Source organism: Dyadobacter beijingensis DSM 21582, from assembly GCF_000382205.1.
GTDB classification, from domain to species: domain Bacteria; phylum Bacteroidota; class Bacteroidia; order Cytophagales; family Spirosomataceae; genus Dyadobacter; species Dyadobacter beijingensis.
Genome location: NZ_KB907794.1, coordinates 36,599 through 62,461 on the forward strand (window position 1 = coordinate 36,599; position 25,863 = coordinate 62,461).

22 protein-coding genes are annotated in these 25,863 nt (G+C 51.0%); 7 read left to right on the plus strand and 15 right to left on the minus strand.

From position 1 onward, the window contains the following. Positions 1-11: 11 nt before the first annotated feature. The 5 genes from H144_RS0130450 to rpsU all read right to left on the minus strand — a co-directional run bounded on the left by H144_RS0130450 (position 12) and on the right by rpsU (position 5,397). Positions 12-743, minus strand: coding sequence for an SIMPL domain-containing protein (locus H144_RS0130450; RefSeq protein WP_026351123.1), 732 nt, complete (start codon positions 741-743; stop codon positions 12-14). 228 nt (positions 744-971) lie between these two features. Continuing rightward, positions 972-1,406 carry a MarR family winged helix-turn-helix transcriptional regulator gene (locus H144_RS0130455; RefSeq protein WP_015813381.1) on the minus strand — a complete coding sequence of 145 codons (435 nt, stop codon included), beginning with the start codon at positions 1,404-1,406 and terminating at the stop codon, positions 972-974. 167 nt (positions 1,407-1,573) lie between these two features. Beyond that, positions 1,574-4,156 (minus strand): phosphoenolpyruvate carboxylase, encoded by a 2,583-nt coding sequence (locus H144_RS0130460; RefSeq protein WP_019945924.1) that lies wholly within the window; start codon positions 4,154-4,156, stop codon positions 1,574-1,576. A gap of 66 nt (positions 4,157-4,222) precedes the next feature. Continuing rightward, complete coding sequence (locus H144_RS0130465) at positions 4,223-5,095, minus strand: phage lytic cycle repressor MrpR family protein (RefSeq protein WP_019945925.1); 873 nt, start codon at positions 5,093-5,095, stop codon at positions 4,223-4,225. 107 nt (positions 5,096-5,202) lie between these two features. Further along, positions 5,203-5,397 (minus strand): 30S ribosomal protein S21, encoded by a 195-nt coding sequence (gene rpsU / locus H144_RS0130470; RefSeq protein ID WP_015813375.1) that lies wholly within the window; start codon positions 5,395-5,397, stop codon positions 5,203-5,205. A gap of 157 nt (positions 5,398-5,554) precedes the next feature. Here rpsU and H144_RS0130475 point away from each other — a divergent pair, with 157 nt between their 5' ends. The 3 genes from H144_RS0130475 to H144_RS0130485 all read left to right on the plus strand — a co-directional run bounded on the left by H144_RS0130475 (position 5,555) and on the right by H144_RS0130485 (position 9,859). Then, entirely contained in the window at positions 5,555-6,490 is a 936-nt protein-coding gene (locus H144_RS0130475) for a Ppx/GppA phosphatase family protein (RefSeq protein ID WP_019945926.1), read from the plus strand. Positions 6,491-6,546: 56 nt separating this feature from the next. Next, complete coding sequence (locus tag H144_RS0130480; protein ID WP_019945927.1) at positions 6,547-9,123, plus strand: zinc-dependent metalloprotease; 2,577 nt, start codon at positions 6,547-6,549, stop codon at positions 9,121-9,123. A gap of 61 nt (positions 9,124-9,184) precedes the next feature. Continuing rightward, the gene (locus H144_RS0130485; protein WP_019945928.1) at positions 9,185-9,859 is read left to right on the plus strand and encodes a peptidoglycan DD-metalloendopeptidase family protein; all 675 of its coding nucleotides are present in this window, start codon (positions 9,185-9,187) and stop codon (positions 9,857-9,859) included. Here H144_RS0130485 and H144_RS0130490 read toward each other — a convergent pair. From H144_RS0130490 to H144_RS0130505, 4 genes are all read right to left on the minus strand, one after another. Beyond that, the gene (locus H144_RS0130490) at positions 9,856-11,082 is read right to left on the minus strand and encodes an MFS transporter (protein WP_019945929.1); all 1,227 of its coding nucleotides are present in this window, start codon (positions 11,080-11,082) and stop codon (positions 9,856-9,858) included. The genes H144_RS0130485 and H144_RS0130490 overlap by 4 nt on opposite strands. 109 nt (positions 11,083-11,191) lie before the next feature. Next, positions 11,192-11,944: an SDR family NAD(P)-dependent oxidoreductase gene (locus H144_RS0130495; protein ID WP_019945930.1), complete on the minus strand. Its 753-nt coding sequence runs from the start codon at positions 11,942-11,944 to the stop codon at positions 11,192-11,194. Between the two features lie 15 nt (positions 11,945-11,959). Continuing rightward, positions 11,960-13,663, minus strand: coding sequence for a S41 family peptidase (locus tag H144_RS0130500; RefSeq protein WP_019945931.1), 1,704 nt, complete (start codon positions 13,661-13,663; stop codon positions 11,960-11,962). A gap of 120 nt (positions 13,664-13,783) precedes the next feature. Continuing rightward, entirely contained in the window at positions 13,784-15,733 is a 1,950-nt protein-coding gene (locus tag H144_RS0130505; protein ID WP_026351124.1) for an acetoacetate--CoA ligase, read from the minus strand. A 300-nt stretch (positions 15,734-16,033) separates the two neighbouring features. Between H144_RS0130505 and H144_RS0130510 the strand changes: the two genes are divergently transcribed. Continuing rightward, positions 16,034-17,782: a pseudouridine synthase gene (locus H144_RS0130510; protein ID WP_019945933.1), complete on the plus strand. Its 1,749-nt coding sequence runs from the start codon at positions 16,034-16,036 to the stop codon at positions 17,780-17,782. A gap of 72 nt (positions 17,783-17,854) precedes the next feature. On the opposite strand, the gene H144_RS0130515 is transcribed toward H144_RS0130510, so the two are convergent. From H144_RS0130515 to H144_RS0130535, 5 genes are all read right to left on the minus strand, one after another. Then, a complete protein-coding gene (locus H144_RS0130515) occupies positions 17,855-19,381 on the minus strand; it encodes a Do family serine endopeptidase (protein WP_019945934.1) in 1,527 nt (508 codons plus the stop codon). A gap of 204 nt (positions 19,382-19,585) precedes the next feature. Further along, entirely contained in the window at positions 19,586-20,014 is a 429-nt protein-coding gene (locus H144_RS0130520) for an Hsp20/alpha crystallin family protein (RefSeq protein WP_026351125.1), read from the minus strand. A gap of 235 nt (positions 20,015-20,249) precedes the next feature. Next, complete coding sequence (rnc, locus tag H144_RS0130525) at positions 20,250-20,996, minus strand: ribonuclease III (RefSeq protein WP_019945936.1); 747 nt, start codon at positions 20,994-20,996, stop codon at positions 20,250-20,252. 14 nt (positions 20,997-21,010) lie between these two features. Then, positions 21,011-22,264, minus strand: coding sequence for a beta-ketoacyl-ACP synthase II (fabF, locus tag H144_RS0130530; protein ID WP_026351126.1), 1,254 nt, complete (start codon positions 22,262-22,264; stop codon positions 21,011-21,013). Positions 22,265-22,307: 43 nt separating this feature from the next. Next, positions 22,308-22,544, minus strand: coding sequence for an acyl carrier protein (locus H144_RS0130535; RefSeq protein WP_015813362.1), 237 nt, complete (start codon positions 22,542-22,544; stop codon positions 22,308-22,310). A 232-nt stretch (positions 22,545-22,776) separates the two neighbouring features. Between H144_RS0130535 and kdsA the strand changes: the two genes are divergently transcribed. The 3 genes from kdsA (at position 22,777) to H144_RS0130550 (ending at position 24,909) form a co-directional block, all read left to right on the plus strand. After that, positions 22,777-23,589 carry a 3-deoxy-8-phosphooctulonate synthase gene (gene kdsA, locus H144_RS0130540; RefSeq protein ID WP_019945938.1) on the plus strand — a complete coding sequence of 271 codons (813 nt, stop codon included), beginning with the start codon at positions 22,777-22,779 and terminating at the stop codon, positions 23,587-23,589. A 41-nt stretch (positions 23,590-23,630) separates the two neighbouring features. Beyond that, positions 23,631-24,278, plus strand: coding sequence for a phosphatase PAP2 family protein (locus tag H144_RS0130545; RefSeq protein WP_229208040.1), 648 nt, complete (start codon positions 23,631-23,633; stop codon positions 24,276-24,278). Between the two features lie 97 nt (positions 24,279-24,375). After that, positions 24,376-24,909, plus strand: a complete 534-nt coding sequence (locus H144_RS0130550) for a DNA-3-methyladenine glycosylase I (protein WP_019945940.1) — start codon at positions 24,376-24,378, stop codon at positions 24,907-24,909. A 25-nt stretch (positions 24,910-24,934) separates the two neighbouring features. Here H144_RS0130550 and H144_RS0130555 read toward each other — a convergent pair whose 3' ends face one another. Continuing rightward, positions 24,935-25,747: a glycerophosphodiester phosphodiesterase family protein gene (locus H144_RS0130555; RefSeq protein ID WP_019945941.1), complete on the minus strand. Its 813-nt coding sequence runs from the start codon at positions 25,745-25,747 to the stop codon at positions 24,935-24,937. Positions 25,748-25,863 lie beyond the last annotated feature (116 nt).

Below are 25,863 nucleotides of genomic sequence, written 5' to 3' on the forward strand. Positions count from 1 at the left end.
CGTGAAACGGCCTATTTGATCTCAAATGCAGCCTGCATACGATAACTGATTTTGATTTTCTGATACTGCACATCACTGTCCTGAACGGCATCCGCAGACTCGGCGGCAAAAGCGCGGACATTGGCTTTGGCAAACACCGGTTGAGGGAAATACAAATTCTCATCCAGCTCTTTGATTTCGAGCACTTTGCCCAGTTTCTGGTCCAGCGAAGCAACGAGGTATTCCGCCTTCACCTTTGCAGCTTTCAACGCGTCGATCTTCACCTGTTTTTTAAACTCCTCGCGTTTCGAGTGATCAACCCGCGCCACATTGGCGTACTGCACGCCGCGGCTTTCTACTTTCGACAAAATACCGTCCAGCTTTTCGGCGCTCGAAACTTTCAATTCATATTGTTTCGCTTCGAGAAATGTGGCAGGTTTTTTCTTCTTGTCCACATAATTCTGGTAACCGCCCACCCCGCTGATCGACAATGCCTCTTTCGGCAAACCGGCGTCGGCCACAGCCTTGATCAGCTGTTTTTCCAACGTGCTGATATTGACCTTGTCCTTCTGGTTTTTCTCGTCCTGGAAATACTCGCGGAGTGAAATATTGAAATAAATTTCGTCGGGCACCACCTCCATTTCGGCAAACCCTGCCACTTCTATATTCGGAACCTGGTATAGCTGTTCAGTTTTGACTTGTGAGAATGCGGGAGTCAGCAGTGATGAAGTAAGTAAAGCGCCGAGCAAAAAAATCTTTTTCATGGCTTCAAGATGGATAAAAATGAAACGGATAATAAACCAGACAGCCCGGTCGGACATTGCCGTCTTTCGAACTGTTCTATGGTTTAGATACAAAAACCGGGCGAAAGGTTTAATCCGAAACCGGCTGCATGGGTCGTTTATTTCGGTATCCGGCTAAATAAAAAGTGGAAGAACGGGCTAAAAAGCTGTCATTCTTCCACTTATTGGGCAGGTAAAAATTTTGTCAGATCAGGTAAAATTCTGGTAAATGGAGTCCATAATGCGGACGAAATGCTGGTAATCGGAGTCGCTGAGACTACCCCAGCCCTTGCGCCGGATATCGGCTACGATCGGGAAAGCCTGGTTGTAGATCGCCTCGCCGTTCTTGGTAAGGAACAAATTGAATTTCCGGCGGTCGCCGGCAGCGGGACCGCGCTCAACCAATCCTTTCTTTTCGAGCAGGTCGATGATCCTCGTCACGGTCGGCGGGTCTTTGAAAGTCATTTCGGCCAGCTCATTCTGGCTGATTCCCTGTTTTCGGAAAATATGGTCTATCAGCACCCATTGGTCGACGGTAAGGTCAAATCCGGCTTCTGTCAGTTGTTTTTGCAGGGCATTCCGAATCTTTTTGATAGTCGTATCTATCTTAAAAAAATAGGCACGATGATCCGACTGATGTGTCATGATGTGGAAGTAAAGTAGAGTTTGGAATCGATTGAGTATATATCAAATATAAGCCTTTGCAACAATTCGTCTACTAATAATTGCGGAGGAAAAATTGATAGTTGACAAATAATCACAAAAAAAGCCGGGCACATGTGCCCGGCCCTGATAAACATCTTACCGATACGCTACGCCGAATTCCTCGCCGCATTAATAATTCCGAACATCGCCCGGATAATCAGCTGGTTATACGTTTCTACGTCTACCTGCAAGTCCTTCGGATCGCCAGCCAGCATTTGCAATGCATATTGCTGAATCGTGATCAGCGGGAGAACAATGCGTTCGCGGGTTTTGATCGACACTTTGGTGACGTTATTGCTATCCAGGAGCTCCTTCTGGCCCGATACGTCGAGCAGCAGCTCGCGGGTAAGGAGGAATTCTTCATACATTTTATCCCAGAATTCGCGGTAATCCTCTTCTTCGCGCAGGTATTTCGTCGCTGGGAAGAACGCTTTCGAGAGCGACTGCATCGAGTTTTCGATCAGTGTGCGGAAGAAAAGCGATTTCTGGTAAAGCTTTTTGATTTCCTCCACTTTGTTCTCTTTCACCAACTCGCGGATCGCCGTTCCGAAACCATAGAAGCCCGGCACGTTCTGCTTCATCTGCGCCCACGAGCCCACAAACGGGATCGCACGCAGGTCTTCGAACTTCAAACCGCCATCGTCGTTGCCGCGTTTGGTAGGACGACTTCCGATGTTGGTCTGGCCATAGAAGCGCAACGGCGTCTTTTTATCCAGGTATTTGACAAACTTCGGATGGTTTTTCAGGTCCAGGTAGGAGTTATAAGCGATTTCCGCCATCTCCTCGATGAGTTCCTTGTCCGCATCCGTCAGTTCATCCTCGCGGTTGCCTTTGAAAAGGTGGTTTTCCAGACCCGCCGTGAACAATCTTTCCAGGTTATACATCGCCGTCGTAACGGTTCCGTAGTTGGAGCTGATCGTCTGTCCCTGCACGGTCAGCTGGATTTCCTTATCCTCGATGTCCTTGCCGAGCGATGAGTAGAAATTGTGGTTATTGCCGCCGCCGCGTGCAGGAGGCCCCCCACGGCCGTCGAAGAACGTGACTTTGATGCCAAACTCGCGCGAAACTTTCGTCAGTTCTTCCTTAGCGCGGTAAATCGACCAGTTTGCACGCAGATAACCACCATCCTTGGTACCGTCCGAGAAGCCCACCATGATCGTCTGGTGGTTTTCACGGTTAGTCAAATGGTTGCGGTAATAGTCGTTTTCATACAGCGAGCGCATAATGCCTGGCGCATTGGCGAGGTCGTCCACCGTTTCAAAAAGCGGCACGACGTCCACCGCGAGCTTGCCTTCTTCGTCGGCAATCAGGTTTTTGGCCAGCGCCACCACCTGCATTACATTCAGCGCGGAGGTATTATTGCTGATCACATAGCGATGCGCGCCTTTCTCGCCATTCTTTTCCTGGATCGTTTTAATGGCCCTGATCGAGCCGAGGATATCCTTCGTCAGCTCATCCTCGTAATCTTCATCGCGAAGCGGGATATTAAGAGAAAGGAGCAGATCGATTTTTTTCGCTTCGTCCCAGCTCTCGTAATCGCTGTATTTCAGCAGCGGGATTTTCTTTTCAAGCCTTTTCAGAATATCTTCCCATGCCTTGCCGTGCTTGCGGCTGTCCTGGCGTACGTCCAGGCTTGCGAAGAAGAACCCGAACAGGTTCAGTTTCAGGATAAAATTATCCAGCAACTCCACAAACAGCCCCTGGTGCTTGTTCACCAGCACTTCCCGGGCTTTCAACAGCTCGTCGATCAGCTCCTGCGCATTTTCGTACCCTTCCTCGAACGGTCCGAAAATGGTGCTGTTCATCTTTTTCTCGGCAAGCGAAACCGCGTCGTCCACTCCTTTGAATGTAAGGCGGCGTTTCAGTTGGCGGATATCGCGGTAATAGCCGCGGAGCAGCGTCTCGCGCAGGCGGTCGGCAACTTTCAGGGTAATTTCCGGGTTTACGAACGGGTTACCGTCGCGGTCGCCGCCGGGCCAGAAGCCGAGGCGGAACACATTTGGGTAAGGCCAGTCGTGCACGCTCATTCCCAGGCCGTTGATCAGCTTTTCGAGGATGGACGGGATGGCGTCGTAATATACATTTTCGAGGAACCAGCACAGGCTCACCGCCTCGTCGAATGGCGTAGGCTTTTCGTGATTGATAAATGCCGTTTTGCCGAGTTGCAGCAGGAGCTGGTTAACCTCCGTGAAGTCGTTTTCTTTAATCGCGTCTTCGAGATCGTTGATGATCCCAAGCACTTTGCCCGAATAGAACTGCGTCGGGTGGGCCGTGAGGACAATGCGTACGCTGAAATCTTCCAGCTTGGCGAGCAATTTCTTTTTCAGTTCGTCATTGTCGAGCCGTTCGGTGAGGTAGGTTACCGAGCCCTTGCCGGTCAGGTCGTGGGTCTGCTCAAACGCGGCGTCCTCCACCGAATCGAAAAGCACGACCTGCCGTTCGATATATTGGATAAATGCAAAAAGTAAATCCGCACGCTCCTTGGGGGTAGCCGTTTCCAGCAGCTCAGAAAAAAAGAGTTCGATGATTTCTTTGGGAGATTTGCCTTCCTGAAAGCCAATCTCACTCTGCTGGGTCAGTATCGGAAGTAAGGAGCCGGTTTGGAAGATACCGCGATAAGGTAAGCTCAGAAACAGGCTATTAAAAATATTATACTTCGTTACAACTGCGTCCTGGAAACTATTATTCATAATGGAGTGACGAAATTATATTTTGAAATTTGCACTGAAGGCAAATATAACTTTAAAAAATCGGTTTCAGGCCTTGGGGTGCGCTTGTTGATGCGTTTTTTTAAGCTTTTCGATGGAGTTGTGGGTGTAAATCTGCGTCGCGGCAAGGTTGGCATGGCCCAACAATTCTTTGATCGCGTTCAGATCGGCGCCGCGGTTGAGCAGGTGCGTCGCATACGTGTGCCGGAGCACGTGTGGGCTTTTTTGGGAGAGCGTCGTGACGGCTGAGAGGTATTGTTTTACTTTTCTTTGAACGAACACAGGATAAACTGCTTTGTGTGAATCGGTTAGAATGAGAACATCGGTAGTTTCCTCCGGGGCGCGCTGTTCAGTATATTTATGCAGCAGCTGCGCGAGGGCGGTAGAAACGGGCACAATGCGTTCTTTGGACCGCTTTCCGAAAACGCGGATCGTACGCGCGGGCAGGTTCAGGTCCTTCACTTCGAGCTCCACGAGCTCCGAGAGCCGGATACCGCTGCCGTACAGCAGCTCCATGATCACCCGGTCGCGCAGGCCTTCGAAATCGTCCGTGAAAGTGCCTTCCTCGAAAAGCATTTCCATTGATTTCTCTTCCACGAATGCCGGCAGCTTTTTGCGTGTTTTCAGGGCCGAGAGGATTTTCGTCGGATCGGCGTCGATGTGTTTCTTCTTCCTTAGATAACCATAAAAAGTACGGAGTGCGGCAATTTTCCGGTTAATGGACGATGGATTGAGCCCTTCTTCCATCATACTCACCACCCACGACCGCAGCATCGGCGGCTTGGCTATCTCGGGCTCGGCGCATTCATATTGAAAAAGGAGGTATTTCTGAAACTGGTCGAGATCAGTCTGATACGACTTGATCGTGTGCGCACTGGCGCGCTTTTCAAATTGGAGGAATTCCAGAAACGGCGTTATCATAGTCCGAACATACAAAAAGGAGCTATCTTATTCAAGACAGCTCCTCTTCATATGATATGGATACAATAATCCTGTAGAAGTCTTTCAGAGAACCATTCCGTGAAGGATTAGTCTTCCAGGTGACCGTAAGTTTTTTCCTTGTAAACGGCACGCAAAACTTCGAAACGACGCTTTACAGATGGTTTTTCGAAAGCCGTACGGGCACGGAGCTCACGCATTGTACCAGTTCTTTCAAATTTCTTCTTGTAACGCTTAAGAGCGCGATCAATCGATTCGTTGTCTTTAATGTTAATAATAAGCATGCTTATAATTTCTTTTGTTCTTTGAATTGGTTTCTGAAATCGGACTGCAAAGAAAAACTATATCCAACAGAAAATCAAGAAATAAGTCGTTAAAATTCATTTATTTTTGTATCCATTGCATTGAAACGAAAGTCATTAACAGATTAAACAGCCCGATATGAGTTCGAGACTGGGAATTATTGATTTAGGCACCAACACTTTTCACCTGCTCATCGCCGAGCCGAACGGCGCTCATTTCAAGACTGTTTTCCACGAAAGCAGACCGGCCAGGATCGGTTTGGGCGGTATCAACAAGCGCATTATCACCCCCGAAGCGCAGGACCGCGCGCTCGCAGCGCTCTCCTATTTCCGCGAAAAGCTCGATTCATTCGGGGTAATGCCTGAAAAAACCTTCGCATTCGGCACCAGCGCCGTGCGCAATGCGGAAAACCGGCACGAATTCTGCTCCGAAATCCTGCAAAAAACGAATATCGAAGTGACGGTGATCGATGGTAACCGCGAAGCCGAGTACATATATAAGGGCGTCCGCCACGGCGCCGACATTGGCAATGGCCCCTCGCTGATCATGGACATCGGTGGCGGCAGCGTCGAATTCATCATCGGGAACAGCGCGCAGATCTTCTGGAAACAAAGTTTCGAGATCGGCGGGCAGCGGCTCATGGAAAAATTCATGCGGAATGACCCGCTCTCCCAGGGCGACCGCCGCAATCTCTACAACCATTTCGACGAAAACCTCATTCCGCTCGCCAACGCGGTCCATCAATATGCGCCCGACAAGCTGGTAGGCTCCTCGGGAACGTTCGATACGCTCGTAGATATCGACTTTCATCATCGCACCAGCGACTGGCCGCCTGCCGGGCAAACTGATTTTGAAATTCCGCTCGAAGAATTTTACCGTGCTTACGCCCTGATCCTTTCGGGCAACCACGATGCACGCATGGCGATTCCGGGTATGATCGAACTGCGTGTGGACATGATCGTGGTGGCCGTGTGCCTGATCGATTATGTGCTCAAAACGCACGGCATCCGTCGCATCCAGGTGTCGAAATATGCCCTCAAAGAAGGCGTCCTGGCCGATTTAATGGCCCGTTAAGTCCCGTAACCCCATCCATTTATTTTAATTCTTTATCCAAAAACCAAACCAACTCTATGAGATTGATGCGTTACCTTTTCCTCGCAGCGCTGGCATTCGTATGTATGCACGACGCGCAGGCTCAACGAAAGAAAAAGAAAGACAAACAGGAAGACGTCAAGATCGACAAGGCCGTGGAAGCCGTGGCCTCGGCGGTGAAAGACAAGCTGAAAGACGAAAAAAAGAAAGGCCCGAAAGCATTTAAAGACCTCATCGACAGCACCAATGCCGTGAGCCAGAAAGGCATGATCTCGGTGCATAAGATGGACGACAAATGGTACTTCGAAATCCCGGATTCACTTTTGAACCGCGACATTATGGCCGTGACCCGCTATTCCAAAACCGCCGCGGGAGGCGGGATTTTCGGGGGTGAGGAAGTAAACCGCCAGATGATCCGCTGGGAAAAAGGGATGGACAATAACCTGCTCCTGCGCTCGGTAACGATCGTGGTAGCGAGCCCCGACAGCACCAAACCGATATTCCAGGCCGTCAAAAACTCCAATTCCGACCCGATTATCGGTGTTTTCGATATTAAGGCGGTGAAAAAAGAACCGTCCAGGTCGTCGGTGATCGACGTTACCGACTATTTCAATGCGGATAATCAGGTTTTCTCGCTCAGCTCGGTGAGCAAGCAGCTTTTGAAACTGGCGGCATTTAAAAAAGAAGCTTCGTTTATTGAAAAGATCAGCTCCTATCCTATTAATACGGAAATACGGTCGGTGAAAACCTTTTCTGTGACGCCGCAGCTGCTTACGCCTACGCCTGTGCCGTCGATCGGTCAGTACCTGCCATCGGGGCTGGATGCCGGTGTAGTCACTTTTGAAATGAACACTTCGCTCATCCTGCTGCCTAAAACGCCGATGAAAAAACGGATTTTCGACAGCCGGGTGGGATATTTTGCCAATCAATATGCGACATTCGGTGAAGAGTCGCAGCGGTCGGATACCGAGGTTTTTGCCGTAAGATGGCGCCTGGAACCCAAAAACGCCGAGGACGCGCGTAAGCAGCAGAATGGCGAGCTGATCGAGCCGAAAAAGCCGATTGTGTACTATATTGACCCCGCAACCCCGGAAAAATGGCGCAAATACCTGAAAGCGGGCGTTGACGACTGGCAGGTTGCATTTGAAAAAGCAGGCTGGAAAAACGCCATCCGCGGCGAGTACTGGCCCGAAGGCGACACGACGATGAGCCTGGAAGATGCGCGTTACTCCGTGATCCGCTATTTCGCGGCCGATATTCAGAATGCTTACGGGCCTAACGTACACGACCCGCGCAGCGGCGAGATCCTTGAAAGCCACATCGGCTGGTACCATAATGTCATGCGGCTTTTGCGCAACTGGTACATTATCCAGGCCGCAGCGGTAGACCCAAAAGCGCGCAGCAAGCAATTTGACGATCAATTGATGGGCGAGTTGGTGCGCTTCGTATCGTCGCACGAAATCGGCCATACACTGGGCCTCCGGCACAACATGGGCGCCAGCTCGGCCACGCCGGTGGAAAAGCTCCGCGACAAAGCGTGGGTGGATGCACACGGGCACACGTCGTCGATCATGGATTATGCGCGATTCAACTACGTAGCGCAGCCGGAAGACGGCATTACCAACCTCTTTCCGCGCATCGGCGATTATGACAAATGGGCCATTCAATGGGGTTACAGCAACTTTACCGATAAGGACGCCAAGGCCGAGAAACTGGCATTGAACACCATGACCAAGGAGGCCTATAAGGATGACCGCCTGCATTTCGGAACGGAAATCAGCCCGTACGACCCGCGGTACCAGACCGAAGATTTGGGTGATAATGCGATGAAAGCGTCGGAATATGGTATCAGAAACCTGAAACGCATTCTCCCGAACCTGATCGAATGGAGTAAGGAAGACGGCGAGAGCTACAAGGAACTGGACGAAATTTACGGCAATGTGGTGACGCAGTACCGCCGCTACCTCGGCCATGTGATCAAGAATGTTGGCGGTATCTACGACACGCCGATCACCTACGATATGGAAGGCCCGACGTTCACGACCGTTCCGAAAGCCACGCAAAAAGAGGCGATCGACTTCCTGAATGCGCAGCTTTTCAAAACCCCTACCTGGCTCCTCGACCAGAATATCCTCAGCAAAGTGAAGCCCGAAACGGGCGTGGAAGCCGTGAAGGCGTTGCAGGAATTTGCATTGACTTCGCTTTTCGCCGGCGATCGGGCTGTACGTTTGATGGAAACAGGTGTTACTGCCAAAAATTACACCCTCGACGACCTTTTCACAGACCTCGAAGCGGGAATATGGTCGGAAACAAAAACGGGGAAAGCCATTGACCTGTACCGCAGAAACCTGCAAAAGGTATATGCGGAAAAGCTAATCAGTCTACTGAAACCGGGCCGCGCCAATGTCCAGTCGATCCCGGTGGGCATTACCTACGGCTTCTCGACGCGCTCGGTGGAATTGGAAAAGACGGACTTGCCGTCCATCGCGCGGGCGCATCTGGAAAGTTTGAAGACCTCGATCACGGCGGCTAGCGCCAAAAGCACCGACAAGAACACCCGCTATCATTTGCGGGATGTTTCGGAGCGAATCAAGCAAGCGCTCGATCCGAAATAATGTTGCATTATCATCAGGCAAGTCGTAATGGCTTGCCTGATTGGTTTACAGGTAAAATAAAATGTCAGAACTGATTCAAATACTCCTTGCACAGCCTGCATTCGAACCTGTCATTCGAAATGGCAAGCCTTACCGCCAGCTGGATTTCACCGAGGCGAATGGGGATCTGCTAATGCGTGACTTGTCCGAAACGGCTGATTTTACCGCCTATGTTTTCGGTGAATTGCTTTCAAACGGGACCTGCAATGGCATCGGCGGCTATGGCGAAGACCGGGTGATTTACCGGCACCGCAAGCATTTCACCGCCGATTCTGAGAAACCGAGAAGCATTCACCTGGGCGTAGATATCTGGGCGGAAGCCGGCGAGCCGATCCACGCGCCGCTGAACGGCAGGGTGCACAGTTTTGCATTCAACGACCATTACGGAGATTACGGTCCGACTATCATCCTCGCGCACGAGCTGGCCGGCACGACATTCTTCACGCTTTACGGGCACTTGTCGCTTCCCTCCCTCGATGGGCTTTACGAAGGAAAAGACATCCTGGCCGGCGAACATTTCGCCGCGATAGGCCCCTACCCGGAAAACGGCGATTGGCCGCCGCATTTGCATTTCCAGGTCATACGAGATATGGGCACACGCCGCGGCGACTTCCCAGGCGTGTGTCATGCGGATGATTGGGCTTATTACCGGAACTTATGTCCCGATCCGGGGCTGATTTTGAGGGTTGCCGATTAACCCTTCCGCTCCAGATTAGGCAAAAACCCAGTCAGGAGCCCGATCAGCGGCAGGAAGGAGCAGATCCAGAATACATATTCGATGCTGGTTTTGTCTGCCAGCGTGCCAAGAATAGCCGATCCGATGCCGGCGATGCCGAATGCAAAACCGAAGAACAGGCCGGCGATCATACCTACTTTGCCTGGTATCAGCTCCTGTGCGTACACGAGAATGGCCGAGAATGCCGAGGAAAGGATCAGGCCGATGATGCAGCTCAATACGCCTGTCCAGAAGAGGTTGACGTACGGCAGCAGTAATGCAAACGGTGCAGCGCCGAGGATCGAGATCCAGATTACGTATTTACGACCAATGCGATCACCCACCGGGCCGCCTACGAATGTGCCCGCAGCCACGGCAAACAGGAATGCAAACAGGTAAATCTGCGAGCTTTGAATGGAAACGCCGAATTTGTGTATCAGATAAAATGTGAAATAGCTCGAAATGCTAGCCATATAAATGTATTTCGAGAATATCAAAAGCAGAAGAATGCTGATAGACAGCACGATCTTACCTTTGGAGAGATGCGATTCTGATTTCACGGTGTTCACCGCTTTTTTGACCACACCGCCCAGATTCTGCTTATACCAGCCGCCTACCCACGAAAGAATGACTATCGCGAGCAATGCGACGAGCGAAAACCAGATCACCTGAAAACGGCCGTAAGGCAGCAATATCAACGCCGCCAGCAACGGCCCTAGCGAGCTGCCCGCATTACCGCCCACCTGGAACAGCGATTGCGCCATTCCGTGCTTGCCGCCGGACGCCATCCGCGCCACCCGCGACGCTTCCGGGTGGAATACCGCCGAGCCAATGCCGATCAGTCCAACCGAAAGCAATACAATTTGAAAACTGTCGGCCATGGATAGCGAGATCAGTCCCAGCAGCGTAAAACACATCCCTACCGCCAATGCATAAGGCTGCGGCCGCTTGTCCGTGAAAGAGCCCACGAGCGGCTGGAATACCGACGCGCTCACCTGGAACGTGAAAGTAATGAGGCCAATCTGTGAAAAACTGAGGTTGAACGACTCCTTCACCATCGGGTAGATCGACGGGATGAGCGATTGCATCGTGTCGTTCAGCAAGTGGGAGAAACTCAGTGCCAGCAAGATCGGGAATACGGTCTGAGAGGCTGGAACTGCGGCGGCCGTCGATTCGGCGGGGGAACTTTGGTCAAAACTTTTCATAGGCAATCAAAAATGTCCCCAACTTGCATAAACTGGAAGTTGGGGCCTAAAAAAGAATGACAAAGATATTGATTTCAGCCTGCATAATGGCCGGAAACCAAAGAAAATTCTATTTCCGATGAATAGTGGTCGCGGCGGACTGCGCACCGGCCAGGATGGTAATGTCAGCAATCGTGACGCGATCGGGTGCATTCACGGCATAGAGAATGGCATCAGCGATGTCGCCGGCCTGCAACGGATCGAAGCCCTGATACACCTTTTCGGCCTTTTCCTCATCGCCTTTGAAACGCACGAGGGAGAATTCCGTCTCTACCGCACCGGGCGCGACATTCGTCGTTTTAATACCATGCTGCGTGAGTTCCAGGCGCATTCCCTCGCTGATCACTTCTACCGCCGCTTTGGAAGCACAATACACGGCACCATTCGCATAGGTTTGCTTGCCGGCAATGGAGCTGATGTTCACGATATGCCCCTTACCGCGTGCAAGCAGCAGGGGGATAATGGCTTTTGAAACATACAAAAGCCCTTTCACATTCCCGTCGATCATGGCGTCCCAATCGTCGGTATCGCCCTGGTCGAGCGTGCCGAGTCCGTGGGCATTACCTGCATTGTTGACAAGGATATCGATATTTTTCCATTCGTCGGGCAGCGAGTTCACCGCCGCTAAAACGGCTTGCTTATCCCGGACATCAAACAACAGCGTGGTTACTTTTACCTGGGAAGAAAGTTCTCCGGCGACTTCATCCAGGCGGTCCTGACGGCGGCCGCACAAAACAAGATCTATACCGGCGCCGGCAAACGCTTCTGCCGTGGCCTTACCAATACCGGATGTGGCTCCGGTAACAAATGCAATACGGGACATTGAATAGGGGTGATTTTACTTTTTGTTTTTGGGAATATTAAGGCTGCTGAACTCGCCCTTTTCCAGCTGTGCCGCCTGACTGAAAAGCTGTACGGCCTGCTGGTATACATTATCGGTCGGATTCAGTACCTGGAACACCTCGTTGTTCAAACCGTTCTTCTGCTTCCTCCCCCACACATACCGGCCGATAATCGCTTTGGTTTGCGAGGTAATAAGCGATTTGGAGAGGTTCAGTTCCTTTTCGTTGGGCTTGATGCCTGCCCTGGAGGCATCCTTCACGAGTTCCGCCATCATGGCGTCGGACACCTGGAATGTTTTCAGGTATTCTTTAAACGGCTGCTTTTCCAGTTTTTTCTGGTTTTCGTTGGCATAGCGCAGCGCATATTCGCGGATGATATTCTTGGAATACAATTCAAACAGGTATTTGCTGTTCTGCAAAGTGTCTTTGGCCACAAAAATGTCGGGCGTAATGCCGCCGCCGCCGTAAACGACACGACCGCCGTCCGTTTTATAGACTTTGCTCTTATCGAATTTAATGCTATCGACATTGAAAAGCTCACCGCTCTCGTACCGGTGCGCGAGGTCCTGGCTGTAATCTTCCCCTTTGCCGAGCTCGTAAGGTTTTTGAATACTCCGGCCGCTTGGCGTGTAGTAACGGGAAATGGTCAGGCGGAGCTCGGAGCCGTCCGAAAGCTTGATCGGCATTTGAACCAATCCTTTTCCATAAGATCTGCGGCCTACCACCAATGCGCGGTCGTGGTCCTGCAATGCGCCTGCCAGGATTTCGGATGCCGAGGCGCTGCCTTCATCCACGAGTACGATCAACGGGCCCTGCTCGAACAGGCCGTCTACATGCGAGCGTGTTTTGCGGTCGAAGCGGCTGTCTTTGCCTTCGGTGTATACCAATAATTTGTCCCCGGAAATGAATTCGTCGGCCATGCTCGTCGCCCGCTCCATATAGCCGCCGGGGTTGCCGCGGAGGTCGAGGATGAGGTTTTTCAAGCCATTGGATTTCAATGTTTTCAATGCGGACTTAAACTCGTCGAAAGTTGTTTCTGAAAAACGGCTAACCTTGATATACCCTATTTCGTCATCCACCATATAAGACGCGTCTACCGAATAGGTAGGGATACGGTCGCGCACGACGGCGAAATTCATTTTGTCTTTCAAACCGACACGTTCGATCGCCAGGTCGACTTTCGTGCCTCTTTTTCCGCGCAACAGCTTGTAAACCTGCGCATTGGTGACTCCCGGACCGGAAAGGTTTTCTTTATTGACAGAAATAATGCGATCTCCGCTCTGAATACCGGCCGCCTCGGAAGGCCCGCCGCTCAATGGCGTCACCACGTACACCGTATCATTATAAATGTTGAACTCGACGCCAATGCCGTCAAACCCTGATTCGAGCTGTGAGCGGGCTGCAGTGGCTTCCTCCGCATTGAAATAGGCCGTATGCGGATCGAGCTTTTCGAGCATTTTGGAAATTGAGAAATCCACCAGCTCGTCGGTATTGACGGAATCCACATAATTGTTTTCCACGAGCATCAACACTTCCCGGAACTTACCGTAGCCTTTGGCCACGTCGGAAAGTTTTTTCCCGCCGCTGAAAAACGTGCTTCCCAGCAGCACACCCGCCGCCAACGTGATCGCGATGATGATGGGCAAACGAACCGTGGATTTCGAGTTCTGAATCGGGGGTTGGGGGCTATGTGGATTCATACCGTTAAAAATTTGGAGTATGCGTGCAGGAAAAGACTATTTTCCCCAACGTGAATTAAACAATTTTGGTTGCCTAATGCAAATGAATGCAGGGCGTTAACAGACCAACGGCGCGTATTTCTAGATGAATGCTTTCAGTGACTCCGGATTGCGCATCGTATCGATATTAATGCACTTGGCCGGGTCCTGGCCCATGAGTATCCGTTTCATGGGCGCTTCCATCTTTTTGCCGTTGATCGTGTAGGGAATGTCGCTTACCTGCTCGATCGTGTCGGGCACGTGGCGCGGGCTGTACTGGGTGCGGAGCGTGTCCCGGATCTGGCCTTTCAGCTCGTCGGTGAGCTCCTTATCCTTTGCCAGGACGACAAATAGGGAAATCGTCCCCTCCCCGTTCGATTTTTCGAGGTAAACGGCGAGGCTATCCTTCACATCCGGGATACTTTCTACGGCGCGGTAAATCTCCGCCGTACCAATCCGGACGCCGCCGCGGTTTAAGGTAGCGTCGGAGCGGCCGTAGATAATGACCGATTTCCGGTCGGTGATTTTGATCCAGTCGCCGTGCCGCCACACGTGCGGGTACATTTCGAAATAGCTGGAAAGGTATTTTTCGTCGTGGTCGTCGTTCCAGAAGTAAATAGGCATGGACGGCATCGGCTGTGTGATGACCATCTCTCCGAGCTCGTCGAGTACGGGCCTGCCATCCTCATCGAATGCCTCGATCCGGGCGCCGAGCATCCTGCATTGGATCTCCCCCGCATACACGGGCAGGAGCGGGCACCCGCCTACGAAGGCGCTGCACACATCCGTGCCGCCGCTCAGGGAGATGAGCCATACGTCTTTTTTGACCTGCTTATAAATCCATTCGAATGCTTCCGGCGGCAATGGCGAACCCGTGGAACCGATTGTTTCCAAATGGCCCAGCCGCTCGGAGGTAATGCTCACGCCGCTTTTCATGGAAGCGATAAAAAACGCGGCACCACTGCCAAAATGCGTAATCCGCGCTTTCTCGATCATGGTCCAGAGCACTTGCGACGACGGATAGGCCGGCGCGCCGTCGTACAGCACCAGCGTTGCACCGCATAGTAGCGAACCCAATGCATAATTCCACATCATCCAGCCCGTAGTCGAATACCAGAAGTAGCGGTCGCCCGGTTTCACGTTCTGATGCAGCATCAGCGCTTTCATATGCTCGATGAGGCAGCCGCCGACGCTGTGGGTAATGGCTTTGGGCTTCGCGGTGGTACCGGAAGAATAAAGAATCCAGATCGGGTGATCGAACGGTACGGGTTCGAAGTCGATGCCGAAATGCTCGAAATGCAGAATGTCGTCCCAGGCAGTGAACCGGTCGGGGCGTGTTTCCGAGAAGATATTATTGAGCAAAACAGTATCCTTCACAGTGGGCAGCGATGCCGAAAGTTCCGCTGCAAACGAGGTAATGTCGTAAGTCCTGCCATTATATACGTAGCCATCTACCGTAAACAAAACCTTCGGCTCGATTTGCGAGAAGCGTTCGGTAATGGCAGGTTTGCCGAAATCGGGCGAGCACGACGACCATACGGCGCCTACCGCATTGGCAGCGAGGAATGCGACAACCGCTTCGGGTATATTGGGCAGCACGGCAGCTACCCGGTCGCCCGGTTTCACGCCCCGCTGTTTGAGCCAGGTCGAGACGGCGGCTACCTGCAGTTCGAGCGTTTCCCACGAGATTTCCGTCATTTCCGATCTTTCCGACTGGAATACGAGCGCCGGACGGTCTTTGGTTTTGTTCCTGAAAATGTGCTCCGCGTAATTGAGCTTCGAGCGCGTGAACCAGCGTGTGCCGATGAGCCCGCTAATGGGACGTTGCAGCACTTCGAGGTATAGATCGTGCGATTTGATATTGAAGTAATTCCAGAGACTTTCCCAGAAATCTTCCAGGTCGGTTACCGACCATTCCCATAAATCGTGGTAGGAACGGAAATAGAGCCCTTTTTTGACAAACAGCCAGTCCATATACTTTTTGAGATTGGACTGTTCCAACAGGGTCCTTCCCGGTTTCCACAAAGGTTGAACCTGCGCCTCAACTGACATAATGCACTTGTTAATGAAGGTTTAGTTAGGGAAAACCGGCATTCCTGACCGGATTTTACCGATAGAACTTATAAACGTTTCCATATCACTTTTGACATAAACACTTTGAAAAATATTTACTCAAAAAAATCCCGTATCTTTGCAGGCTAAATTTTTCTAACACAAGTACTCTGACCATCAGATACGTTGGCCAACCTGTTTTAGTGGCAATTCATACCATTTTGTGCGAATTAAGGCACTAATCGGTTACAAGGTAAATTTGTAAGAGGAAATAAATCCAGTAGTGATACTGCATTCCTGATGAGAAACAGAAATAGTTCCAGAGGCGGCAATAGTGCCCGCCCGTCAGCCGGAGGCTCCAAAGGTGGAGGCGGCTTCTTCAAACGTGCAAAGCCGGAAGTTGAAAGCCGGTTTTCCAAGCCAAGCATCAAAAAATCAAGTCTGAAATTTTCCGCTTCCGACAACAAAGGCCAGAAAGCCCGCCCTAGTTTCGACCACGAAAAACCACGCGATGACCGCGGAGGGTTTTCCAAGCCGGGCTTCGGTAAGCCGGGCTTCTCCAAGCCGGGATTCGACAAGCCGGGATTCTCCAAGCCGGGCTTCGAAAAGCCACGTTTCGACAAACCGCGCTTCGACAAACCAGGCTACGGCAAGCCCGATTTCAAAAAATACGGTTCCGATAACGGGGGCAATGAGCGCCCGTTCCGCGGCGGAGATCGTGGAGGCGACAGAAAGCCTTTTGGCGACCGTCCGGAAAGACCGGGATTCAGCGGAGATCGTAACCGCGAATTTAAACCGCGCTTCGACCGTGACAATGACGAGCGCGAGTTCCGCCCACGCCCCGACAGAGATTCACGCGAGTTCAAACCACGTGGCGACAGAGATCATGGCGACCGCGAGTTCAAACCACGGAGCGACAGGGATCATGGCGACCGTGAGTTCAAACCACGTGGCGACAGAGACAATGCTGACCGCGAGTTCAAACCACGGAGCGACAGGGATCATGGCGACCGCGAGTTCAAACCACGGAGCGACAGGGATCATGGCGACCGCGAGTTCAAACCACGTTTCGAAAGGGATAATGGTGATCGCGGGTCAAGATCGGAAAGACCCGATCAATCCAGGCCGGCACGTTCGTTCGACCGTAACGAAGGTTCTTTTAAAAAAAAAGACGATAGGGACGAAAACTCCTACCGCTCCCGGTTTCAGGATGACGAAGAACAAGACCGCAGCGGGTTGGAAAGACGAGTAGGACGGTACGAAACCGCACCGCGCTACAATCTTGACAGCTACGAGCATAAACGGAAGCCTTCGGCAAGACAGAAAGATAAGGAGGAAACCGACGAGATCCGTCTCAACCGCTACATCGCGAATGCGGGCATTTGCTCGCGCCGCGAGGCCGACGACCTCATTTCTTCCGGCCAGATTTCGGTGAATGGCAAGATCATCACCGAAATGGGTTACAAGGTACGCCCTACCGACGTGGTGAAATACGGCAAGAAGGCATTGAACCCGGAAAAAATGGTGTATATCCTCATTAACAAACCAAAGGATTACATTACGACCACCGACGATCCCGAAGAGCGGAAAACCGTACTCGACCTCATCGCAGGAGCATGCTCGGAGCGTGTTTACCCCGTAGGTCGCCTCGACCGCAATACGACCGGTTTGCTATTGCTCACCAACGACGGCGAACTGGCTGAGAAGCTGACGCACCCGTCGAGCGGTATCAAGAAGATTTACCAGGCGGAGCTTGATAAGCCGATTGCCACGGAGGATTTCGAAGCATTAAAACGCGGTGTCGAACTCGAAGACGGATTTATCCGTCCCGACGAAGTGGGTATTGTCACACCCGATGCATTCGTCGTGGGATTGGAAATCCACAGCGGCCGCAACCGCATCGTGCGCCGGATGTTCGAGCATTTGGGCTACGAAGTGCAGAAACTCGACCGCACCGTTTTCGCAGGTTTGAACAAAAAAGACCTGCCCCGCGGCAAATGGCGTTTCCTGAGCGAGAAAGAGGTGATTAAATTGAAGTTTTTGCTGTAAAAGCAAGGTATTATAAGCAAGAAGGGCTGCGATGACGATCACCGCAGCCCTTTCTTTATGCTTTCAACTGAATTACAACCTGAATCCGAATGAGTAGATATCGTAAGGGGCATCCGGGTAAAGTCCTTCGAACTGTACCATCGATTCTTCCTTACCGGCGATTGCTGCTTCAAACTCCTTCACGGTTTTCACAGCCTTGCCATTCACTTTGGTAATGATGAAGCCTTCTTCCACCTGCGAGCGGGCGAATTTGCCGCCTTCGATCGAGAGTACCTTGACACCGCCATCGATTTTATAACGTGATAATCTTTGTTTTTCCTGATCCGTCAGGTTACCGAACTGCGCGCCGAGCGAGATCATCACCGCCGCCGATTCGTCGCGTTTGATGATTTCGGAACCGCCTGTGCGGTTGCGCAATGTAATGCTCAGGTCTTTCTCCTTACCATCGCGGTTGACGGTCACATTCACTTTGTCGCCAGGCTTGTGCAAGCCGATCGACTGCTGCAATTCAGGGATCGAATGGATATTCATTCCGTCCACTTTCACGATCACGTCGCCTTTGGCTACTCCGCCAGCTTTCGCTGCGCTGTTTTCGGTGAAATCACGCACGTACACGCCGTCATTGACTTTCACACCATATTCTTCGGCTTTTCTGCTATCGAGGTCGTCCAGGGAAATACCCAGGTAGCCACGCTGTACATTACCGAATTTGATCAGGTCGCTCGATACTTTCTTCACAATGCTCGAAGGCACGGCGAATGCATAGCCCGCGAAGCTGCCTGTCGGGCTGGCGATGGCGGTATTGATACCGATCAGCTCGCCTTTGAGGTTCACCAATGCACCGCCACTATTACCGGGGTTCACGACAGCGTCAGTTTGAATAAACGATTCCAGCGGGGAGTCGCCGGCTGCGGCTGCGGTTGGCTGCATCTGATTACGGCGCGACTGGCCGATAATGCCCAATCCACGGCCTTTTGCGCTTACGATACCCGCTGTTACAGTAGATTCGAGGTTGAAAGGGTTACCAACGGCCACTACCCACTCTCCTACTTTCACCGCGTCGGAATTGCCCAGCGTTACGGCCGGCAGGTCTTTACCTTCGATTTTGATCACCGCAATGTCGGTAGAAGGGTCGGTACCGATCACCTTTGCGCGAAATTTGCTTTTATTATGCAAAGTTACTTCCAGCTCCTGCGCGCCTTCCACCACGTGGTTATTCGTCACAATGTAGCCGTCGTTGGTAATGATTACGCCCGAGCCGGTTGCTTCGGACTGCTGCGGGCCGCGCGGGCTGCCGAAATCATCTCCGAAGAAATCACGGAAAATGTCGGGAATCTGCTGCTGGCCGCGGGAAGACTGTCTTGTACTGGTGGATTTAATGTGGACTACCGTTGGCGTGGTAGCCTCAGCCGCATATACGAAATCTCCCGGCGCACCCGCAGGAGCACCTGCCGATGTAAAACGTGCTATATTTTCGGAACCTGCTTCTTTGAAAATTACATCTCTATCATGATCAGGGCCAAGTAGTTTGAGGCCAGCTATGGTTGACGCGCTTGAAATCAACCCAACCAACACCAAACCTTTCCAATTTGTTTTCATAGACATATGTTGGGGTTATATTTTTATGGACAAATAACGCAAATCGATCAACAAATTATTCCCGTCGTGGATTCGTTTAACATCTTTTAACAAAGATATTCCATTTGGGAATTTACTAAAATATCCTGCCACGGGATTATCCTCCGGCGCTCATAAAAAAGGCGTTATCCCAACGAATAACGCCCATCATGCAGGTCAGTCCGGTTAAGCGATTTCGATCACGCGGGCTGGTTTTTCTTTCGCCTCCTCCCTTTTAGGCAGTGCGATGCTCAGAATGCCATCGGCATAGTTAGCTTCGATTTTATCGCCATCCACGGTGTTAGGCAAGGTGAAGGTCCTTTGGAAAGAGTTATATTTAAATTCTTTCCGGGTATACTTTTCGTTTTTCTCTTCTTCTTTCACCTCTTTCTCAGCCGAAATGGTCAGTTGATTTTTTTCGAGGTTCAATTTGAAGTCGGATTTTTGAAGGCCGGGAGCCGCTACTTCGATGCGGAACCCTTCTTGACTTTCAACCACGTTCACAGCGGGGACGGTGCCTGCGAACGCAGGAGCATTGTATTCGTTGAAAAGGTCTTTACCAAAAAATCCATTCAAATAAGAAGGTGCTGCGAAATGTTTGACTAACGTGCTCATTGCTATAAGGTTTTGTTTTTAGTTTTTCAGTTTTCTAACCGTTGCGGTTATGCCCTCTGTGTAACAACTTCCGTTCCGGGCTAAAAAAAACATAAAATAAGCGACAAAATGACCGATTTTTGCAAAATCAAAATTAGAGTACCGACAAAATGGCTGCATTTGAGCTAACAAAATGCCAAAAACACCATCAGCCCATTGGAACACCAATGAGCGATAACTATTCAATAAGGACTGGTTATTTTAATTCAAGAATGGTGCAAGCCTGTTCCGACGCGGATTGCTCGGCTTTTTTCTTTGTAAAGCCATTGCCGATCGCAAACGGCTCGTCGTTCACCAGGATCTGGGAAATGAATTCGCGGTGATGGCGCGTACCCCGTTCTTCGAGTATTTCAAAGCGGATTTCCTTCCCTTCGCGCTGCGCCCATTCGATGATGAGGCTCTTGAAGTTCACATTGTTCTGGATAATGCTGTCCAGATCGTAATGCGTAATGAGCTTGCTGATAATGAAGGTCCGCGTGAAACGGAACCCTTTGTCGAGGTAAATGGCACCCACGAATGCTTCGAGCGCATCCCCGTACATGGAAGAGCGCGGCGACATACCGCGGCGGTTCCCGTCGTATTCGATGAGGCGGTCGAGGCCCAGCTTGCGTGAAATCTGGTTCAACGATTCGCGGTTTACGATACGTGAGCGGATTTCGGTAAGGAAGCCTTCGTCCTTGTAGGGATATTTGGTAAAAAGAAATTCTGCTACCACCATGCCCAGCACTGCATCACCGAGGTATTCCAAACGCTCGTTCGACTCCCTGAAACCCTTGATAGCGGTTTCGCGGGAAGCGGAAGTATGCCTGAAAGCCAGCTGATAAACGCCGAGATTGGAAGGCTTGTCGCCTATAACATGCGCAATCGACTCCTTAAATTTTTTATCCTCAGCAGTTCCACTCCTGAACAGGGAAAGTATCGGTATAAGAATTCGTTTTGCCAATGGTAGAGAATTAATCAGTCTTCATACTTTTTGAAAACGACTGACGCATTATGACCTCCGAAACCGAAAGTATTGCTCAAAGCGACATTTACGCGACGTTTTTCCGCTTTATTGAAGGTAAGCTTCAACCGGGGGTTGATTTCCGGATCGTCGGTGAAATGGTTAATGGTAGGCGGCACGACCTGGTCTTTGATCGCCATGATACAGGCGGCAGCTTCAATCGCTCCTGCTCCTCCCAATAAATGCCCTGTCATCGATTTCGTAGAGCTGATATTCAGATCATATGCATGCTCGCCGAAGAATTTTTCTATGGCTTTGATCTCCTGCGGATCACCGATCGGGGTAGATGTACCGTGCGTGTTGATGTAATCGATTTCCTCAGGCTTGATACCTGCATTTTCGATTGCATTTTTCATTACAATGTAAGCCCCCAACCCTTCCGGGTGCGGCGCGGTGATGTGATAGGCGTCGGACGACATGCCTGCACCGATCATTTCGGCGTAAATCTTGGCCCCGCGTGCTTTCGCATGTTCGAGTTCTTCCAAAATAATTGCCGCTCCACCTTCTCCAAGCACGAAACCGTCACGGTCCTTGTCGTAAGGGCGCGAGGCAGTTTCAGGCGAATCGTTTCTTTCGGACAATGCTTTCAATGCATTGAAACCACCCACACCGGCAATCGTCACCGCCGCTTCCGAACCGCCGGAGATACACACATTCATCAAACCGAGTTTGATGTAGTTGAATGCGTCGATCAATGCGTTGGTAGCCGAAGCGCAGGCCGATACCGTGATAAAATTGGGTCCCCGGAAACCATACCGGATCGACAGTACGCCCGAAGCGCTGTCCACGATCATTTTCGGGATAAAGAAAGGATTGAAGCGGGGAGTTCTGCCGTTCTCGGAGAAGTTCATCACTTCTTCCTCGAAAGTTTTGAGGCCACCGATACCGGAGCCCCAAATTACACCGGCTTTGTCGAGATCAAGCGTATCTGCGTCAAAGCCGGCGTCCTTCATCGCTTCATCAGCCGCGATGACGGCATACTGTGTAAAGGGGTCCATTTTACGGGCTTCTTGCCGGGGGATGTAATTCGTAACGTCCAGGCCTTTTACCTCACACGCAAAACGGGTACGAAACTTTTCAGCGTCGAACCGCGTGATGGGGGCTGCACCGCTTACGCCTGCAACCAGATTTGACCAAAAGGTAGGAACATCATTGCCAACGGGCGTCAAAGCGCCCATTCCTGTAATTACAACTCGCTTAAAACTCATAAAATTGGGACAGAAATAGAAGATTGTACTGGTAAAAACCGGATTACTTCACGTTTTCTTCCAGATATGCAACAGCCTGACCAACTGTACCGATGTTCTCTGCCTGATCGTCAGGGATAGAAAGATTGAATTCTTTTTCGAATTCCATAATCAATTCAACGGTGTCTAGAGAGTCCGCTCCCAAGTCGTTCTGGAAGTTTGCTTCCGGTGTAACCTCCGACTCTTCAACGCCGAGTTTTTCGACGATAATTTGCTTAACTCTTTCTGCAATTGCTGACATTTTATAATCACTTTTTGGTTAAAATCGCCACAAAGAAAGATATTTCAGTTCACTTTTTCAAAAATTTTTTAAACGGACCTTTTTATTGCACAATCCGTGTTTAAAATAAAAAAAAGCAGGAAATCAGCCTTTTAGAAGCATTTGATTTTAAGAAATATCCTCACTACAAAGAGAACGTTACGGATAGCCGTACATTCGCAAAACATTTATCAATATCTATACCAACACCAGTATGATCTCGATACCGAAGCTGAAAAATACCGATTCGACCTCATTCTTCCTGATGGCAGGCCCCTGCGCGATCGAAGGAAGGGACATGGCCCTCAGAATCGCTGAACATATCGTAACCGTTACCGATCGTCTTCGCATTCCCTATATTTTCAAAGGCTCCTACCGCAAGGCCAACCGCACTAAAATCGACTCATTTACAGGCATTGGTGATGAAAAAGCACTGAAAATCTTGCAGGAAGTAAGTCAGACATTCGGCATTCCTACTGTAACCGACATACACGAATCGCACGAGGCCGCATTCGCCGCCGAATATGTGGATGTGCTGCAAATACCGGCATTTCTCTGCCGCCAGACCGAATTGCTCGCCGCAGCCGCACGCACGGGAAAGGCCGTAAATGTGAAAAAGGGACAGTTCCTTTCCGGCACCTCCATGAAATTCGCGGCAGAAAAAATTAACGAAGTAAATCCCGACGTACAGGTAATCCTGACCGACCGCGGCAACAGCTTCGGGTACGGCGACTTGGTGGTAGATTACCGCAACCTCCCCGAAATGGCCGCATTCGGCGTGCCGGTGGTAATGGACTGTACGCACTCATTGCAACAGCCCAACCAGACATCCGGCGTAACCGGGGGAAAACCGAAACTAATCGAAACGATTGCCAAGGCGGCCATTGCCGTGGGTGCCGACGGGCTCTTTATCGAAACGCATTTCAACCCTTCGGAAGCCAAATCGGACGGCGCCAATATGCTGCCGCTTGATCAATTGGAAGGACTTCTGGAAAGACTCGTACGTGTGAGAGAAGCTATTTTATGATCCCAAAATGTTTGAAGGCATATCTGATATGCCTTTTTCTTTTGCTGCTAATTCTTCCGCAGGCCGCATTCGCCCAGGGAGATTCCCTACGCCTGTGGAAAGTCACGGTGGGCGACGTCATTCCTCCTGTCACGCTCGGGCTGGCGGGGCTGATCGTGCAGGGAAAAATCAGCCGGCATTTACAGGAAAATGTGGTTTCTAAATATCCCCATTACCGCACCAATGTTGACGAATACCTGCCCTATGCGCCTGGCGTGGTAAGTCTCGGGCTCGCATCCGCGGGCGTGAAGGGAAAACATAAGCTGGGCGACCAGGTCATTCTGGCGTTACTCTCCAACGTGATCGCACAGGGCGTTACGCAGAGTTTGAAACGTATTGTGCGCTATCCGCGGCCGAATGGCGAGGATTACCATTCGTTTCCTTCCGGGCATACCACTACGGCATTCACCAATGCCACGATCCTGCATGAAGAGTATGGGCAGCGCAGTATATTATATAGTATAGGCGGCTACGGTACAGCGACCACAGTCGGCGCCATGCGTGTGCTGGGCAACCACCACTGGCTCGCCGACGTGCTCATGGGCGCGGGCATCGGCATAGGCGCGACGAAAGTCGTGTATATCGGCTATCCGTGGATGCAGCAGCAGGTACGAAGAATGAAGGCGCGGCGGCATTCCGAAAAAAATTGAAATGCTGCTGACATAGGGTTGTCATTCCAGGCTTCCACATTTGCAAAGTCATCTGTTAGCCATATCTTTTTTAAGAGATCATTTAAGCAATACCGCGATGTCATATTGCACTTACGTCAACAACAACCCCTCGGAGCAGGCCGATTACCTGCTCCACAAACATTATCACGACAACCAGTACGGTTTCCCGATCGACGACGACGACGAGCTTTTCGGACGGCTTTTGCTGGAAATCAATCAGGCCGGCCTTAGCTGGACATTGATGCTCCGCAAGCAGGACAGCTTCCGGGCAGCTTATGATAATTTCTCCATTGAAAAAGTGGCTGCCTACGACGAATCCGATCGCGAGCGGCTACTTGCCGACCCGGGCATAGTCCGCAATCGTTTGAAAGTGAATGCGGCTATTGTGAATGCGCAGAAAATTCTCGAATTGAAAAAGGACTACGGCTCATTCAAAGGCTGGATCGACGCGCATCATCCTTTGACCAAAGAGCAATGGGTCAAGCTGTTCAAGAAGACTTTTAAATTCACAGGCGGGGAGATTGTGAATGAATTTCTGATGAGTACGGGTTATCTACCGGGCGCGCATGACGCGGATTGTCCGGTTTTTGACGCCACAAGGGCACATTAGTTCCGTCGGCTTGGTATTCCCACCGCTACTGAACGTGACTCTTGAAATACGAAACCATCTCGGCTGGCTTGTCCGTTTGCAAGCCCTGAACACCTTTGTGCAACGCCTCATTCCAGGACGCCGGGCCTTCGGTGGCGCTTTGCACGTCGAGCCAGACGGAAAGGCCCATCGCATGGGCGGCCTTCAGCAATTCGGGATCAGTGATATTGTCGGCTACCTGGATATGGGTATGCGCGAGAAAAGCGGAAAGTTGGTCTCTGCTGCGGATTTCCTTAGGCAGGCTGGTCATTAGCGGCGCCTCGGGCGCTACTTCTCTCCATTTTCCGTACTGTTCCTCCTTATTTAAATAAATCACCACCTGGTGCTCCATGCCTGCGGCTTTGATCTGTTTCCAGGTTTCGGCCACATCGGCTTCCTTGAAGTCGAGGTAAATGTTGATTTTGCCTCTGCAAAGCGCGAGTACTTCCCTGAACTCGGGAATGCGGTGCGTCTTTTTATTTCGGTTGAAAACCTGCAATTCTTCCACTTCCTGCCAGGTCATATCGGCGATTTTACCGGTACCGTTCGTTGTGCGATCCACTTTGGCGTCATGCATCGCGACGAGGTGGCCATCTTTGGTGGTCCTCAGATCCACTTCCACATAGTCAGCGCCGCAGCTGATCGCCTCGCGTGTGGACGCGAGCGTGTTCTCGGGCGCATTCACATGGTTACCCCGGTGCGCGATCACGACGGTCTTATGCTTGGAATGCGGTAATGCGGGATGTACAGAATGTTGGGCGAATGCCGCAGGGACTATGCCCGCAAGCAGGGGAAAGATTTTTGGAAGCAACAGTTTCATCACGAATTTCAGGTTATCAGCGGAGTTACCGTTTTTTCAAACAAAAAGGCCAATATGCCAATAAAAAAATGAGTCTACAAGTGAAAGTATGTCTTCAACTTATAGACTCATTGACT

Excerpts from the sequence above, each read along its gene's own strand:
- H144_RS0130515 (WP_019945934.1), bottom strand. The coding sequence starts at position 19,381 with ATGAAAACAAATTGGAAAGGTTTGGTGTTGGTTGGGTTGATTTCAAGC.
- H144_RS0130505 (WP_026351124.1), bottom strand. The coding sequence starts at position 15,733 with ATGTCAGTTGAGGCGCAGGTTCAACCTTTGTGGAAACCGGGAAGGACC.
- fabF (WP_026351126.1), bottom strand. The coding sequence starts at position 22,264 with ATGAGTTTTAAGCGAGTTGTAATTACAGGAATGGGCGCTTTGACGCCC.
- H144_RS0130485 (WP_019945928.1), top strand. The coding sequence starts at position 9,185 with ATGTCAGAACTGATTCAAATACTCCTTGCACAGCCTGCATTCGAACCT.
- kdsA (WP_019945938.1), top strand. The coding sequence starts at position 22,777 with ATGATCTCGATACCGAAGCTGAAAAATACCGATTCGACCTCATTCTTC.
- H144_RS0130520 (WP_026351125.1), bottom strand. The coding sequence starts at position 20,014 with ATGAGCACGTTAGTCAAACATTTCGCAGCACCTTCTTATTTGAATGGA.
- rpsU (WP_015813375.1), bottom strand. The coding sequence starts at position 5,397 with ATGCTTATTATTAACATTAAAGACAACGAATCGATTGATCGCGCTCTT.
- H144_RS0130465 (WP_019945925.1), bottom strand. The coding sequence starts at position 5,095 with ATGATAACGCCGTTTCTGGAATTCCTCCAATTTGAAAAGCGCGCCAGT.
- H144_RS0130475 (WP_019945926.1), top strand. The coding sequence starts at position 5,555 with ATGAGTTCGAGACTGGGAATTATTGATTTAGGCACCAACACTTTTCAC.
- H144_RS0130455 (WP_015813381.1), bottom strand. The coding sequence starts at position 1,406 with ATGACACATCAGTCGGATCATCGTGCCTATTTTTTTAAGATAGATACG.
- H144_RS0130480 (WP_019945927.1), top strand. The coding sequence starts at position 6,547 with ATGAGATTGATGCGTTACCTTTTCCTCGCAGCGCTGGCATTCGTATGT.
- H144_RS0130490 (WP_019945929.1), bottom strand. The coding sequence starts at position 11,082 with ATGAAAAGTTTTGACCAAAGTTCCCCCGCCGAATCGACGGCCGCCGCA.
- H144_RS0130495 (WP_019945930.1), bottom strand. The coding sequence starts at position 11,944 with ATGTCCCGTATTGCATTTGTTACCGGAGCCACATCCGGTATTGGTAAG.
- H144_RS0130555 (WP_019945941.1), bottom strand. The coding sequence starts at position 25,747 with ATGAAACTGTTGCTTCCAAAAATCTTTCCCCTGCTTGCGGGCATAGTC.
- H144_RS0130510 (WP_019945933.1), top strand. The coding sequence starts at position 16,034 with ATGAGAAACAGAAATAGTTCCAGAGGCGGCAATAGTGCCCGCCCGTCA.
- H144_RS0130550 (WP_019945940.1), top strand. The coding sequence starts at position 24,376 with ATGTCATATTGCACTTACGTCAACAACAACCCCTCGGAGCAGGCCGAT.
- H144_RS0130535 (WP_015813362.1), bottom strand. The coding sequence starts at position 22,544 with ATGTCAGCAATTGCAGAAAGAGTTAAGCAAATTATCGTCGAAAAACTC.
- H144_RS0130500 (WP_019945931.1), bottom strand. The coding sequence starts at position 13,663 with ATGAATCCACATAGCCCCCAACCCCCGATTCAGAACTCGAAATCCACG.
- H144_RS0130450 (WP_026351123.1), bottom strand. The coding sequence starts at position 743 with ATGAAAAAGATTTTTTTGCTCGGCGCTTTACTTACTTCATCACTGCTG.
- H144_RS0130460 (WP_019945924.1), bottom strand. The coding sequence starts at position 4,156 with ATGAATAATAGTTTCCAGGACGCAGTTGTAACGAAGTATAATATTTTT.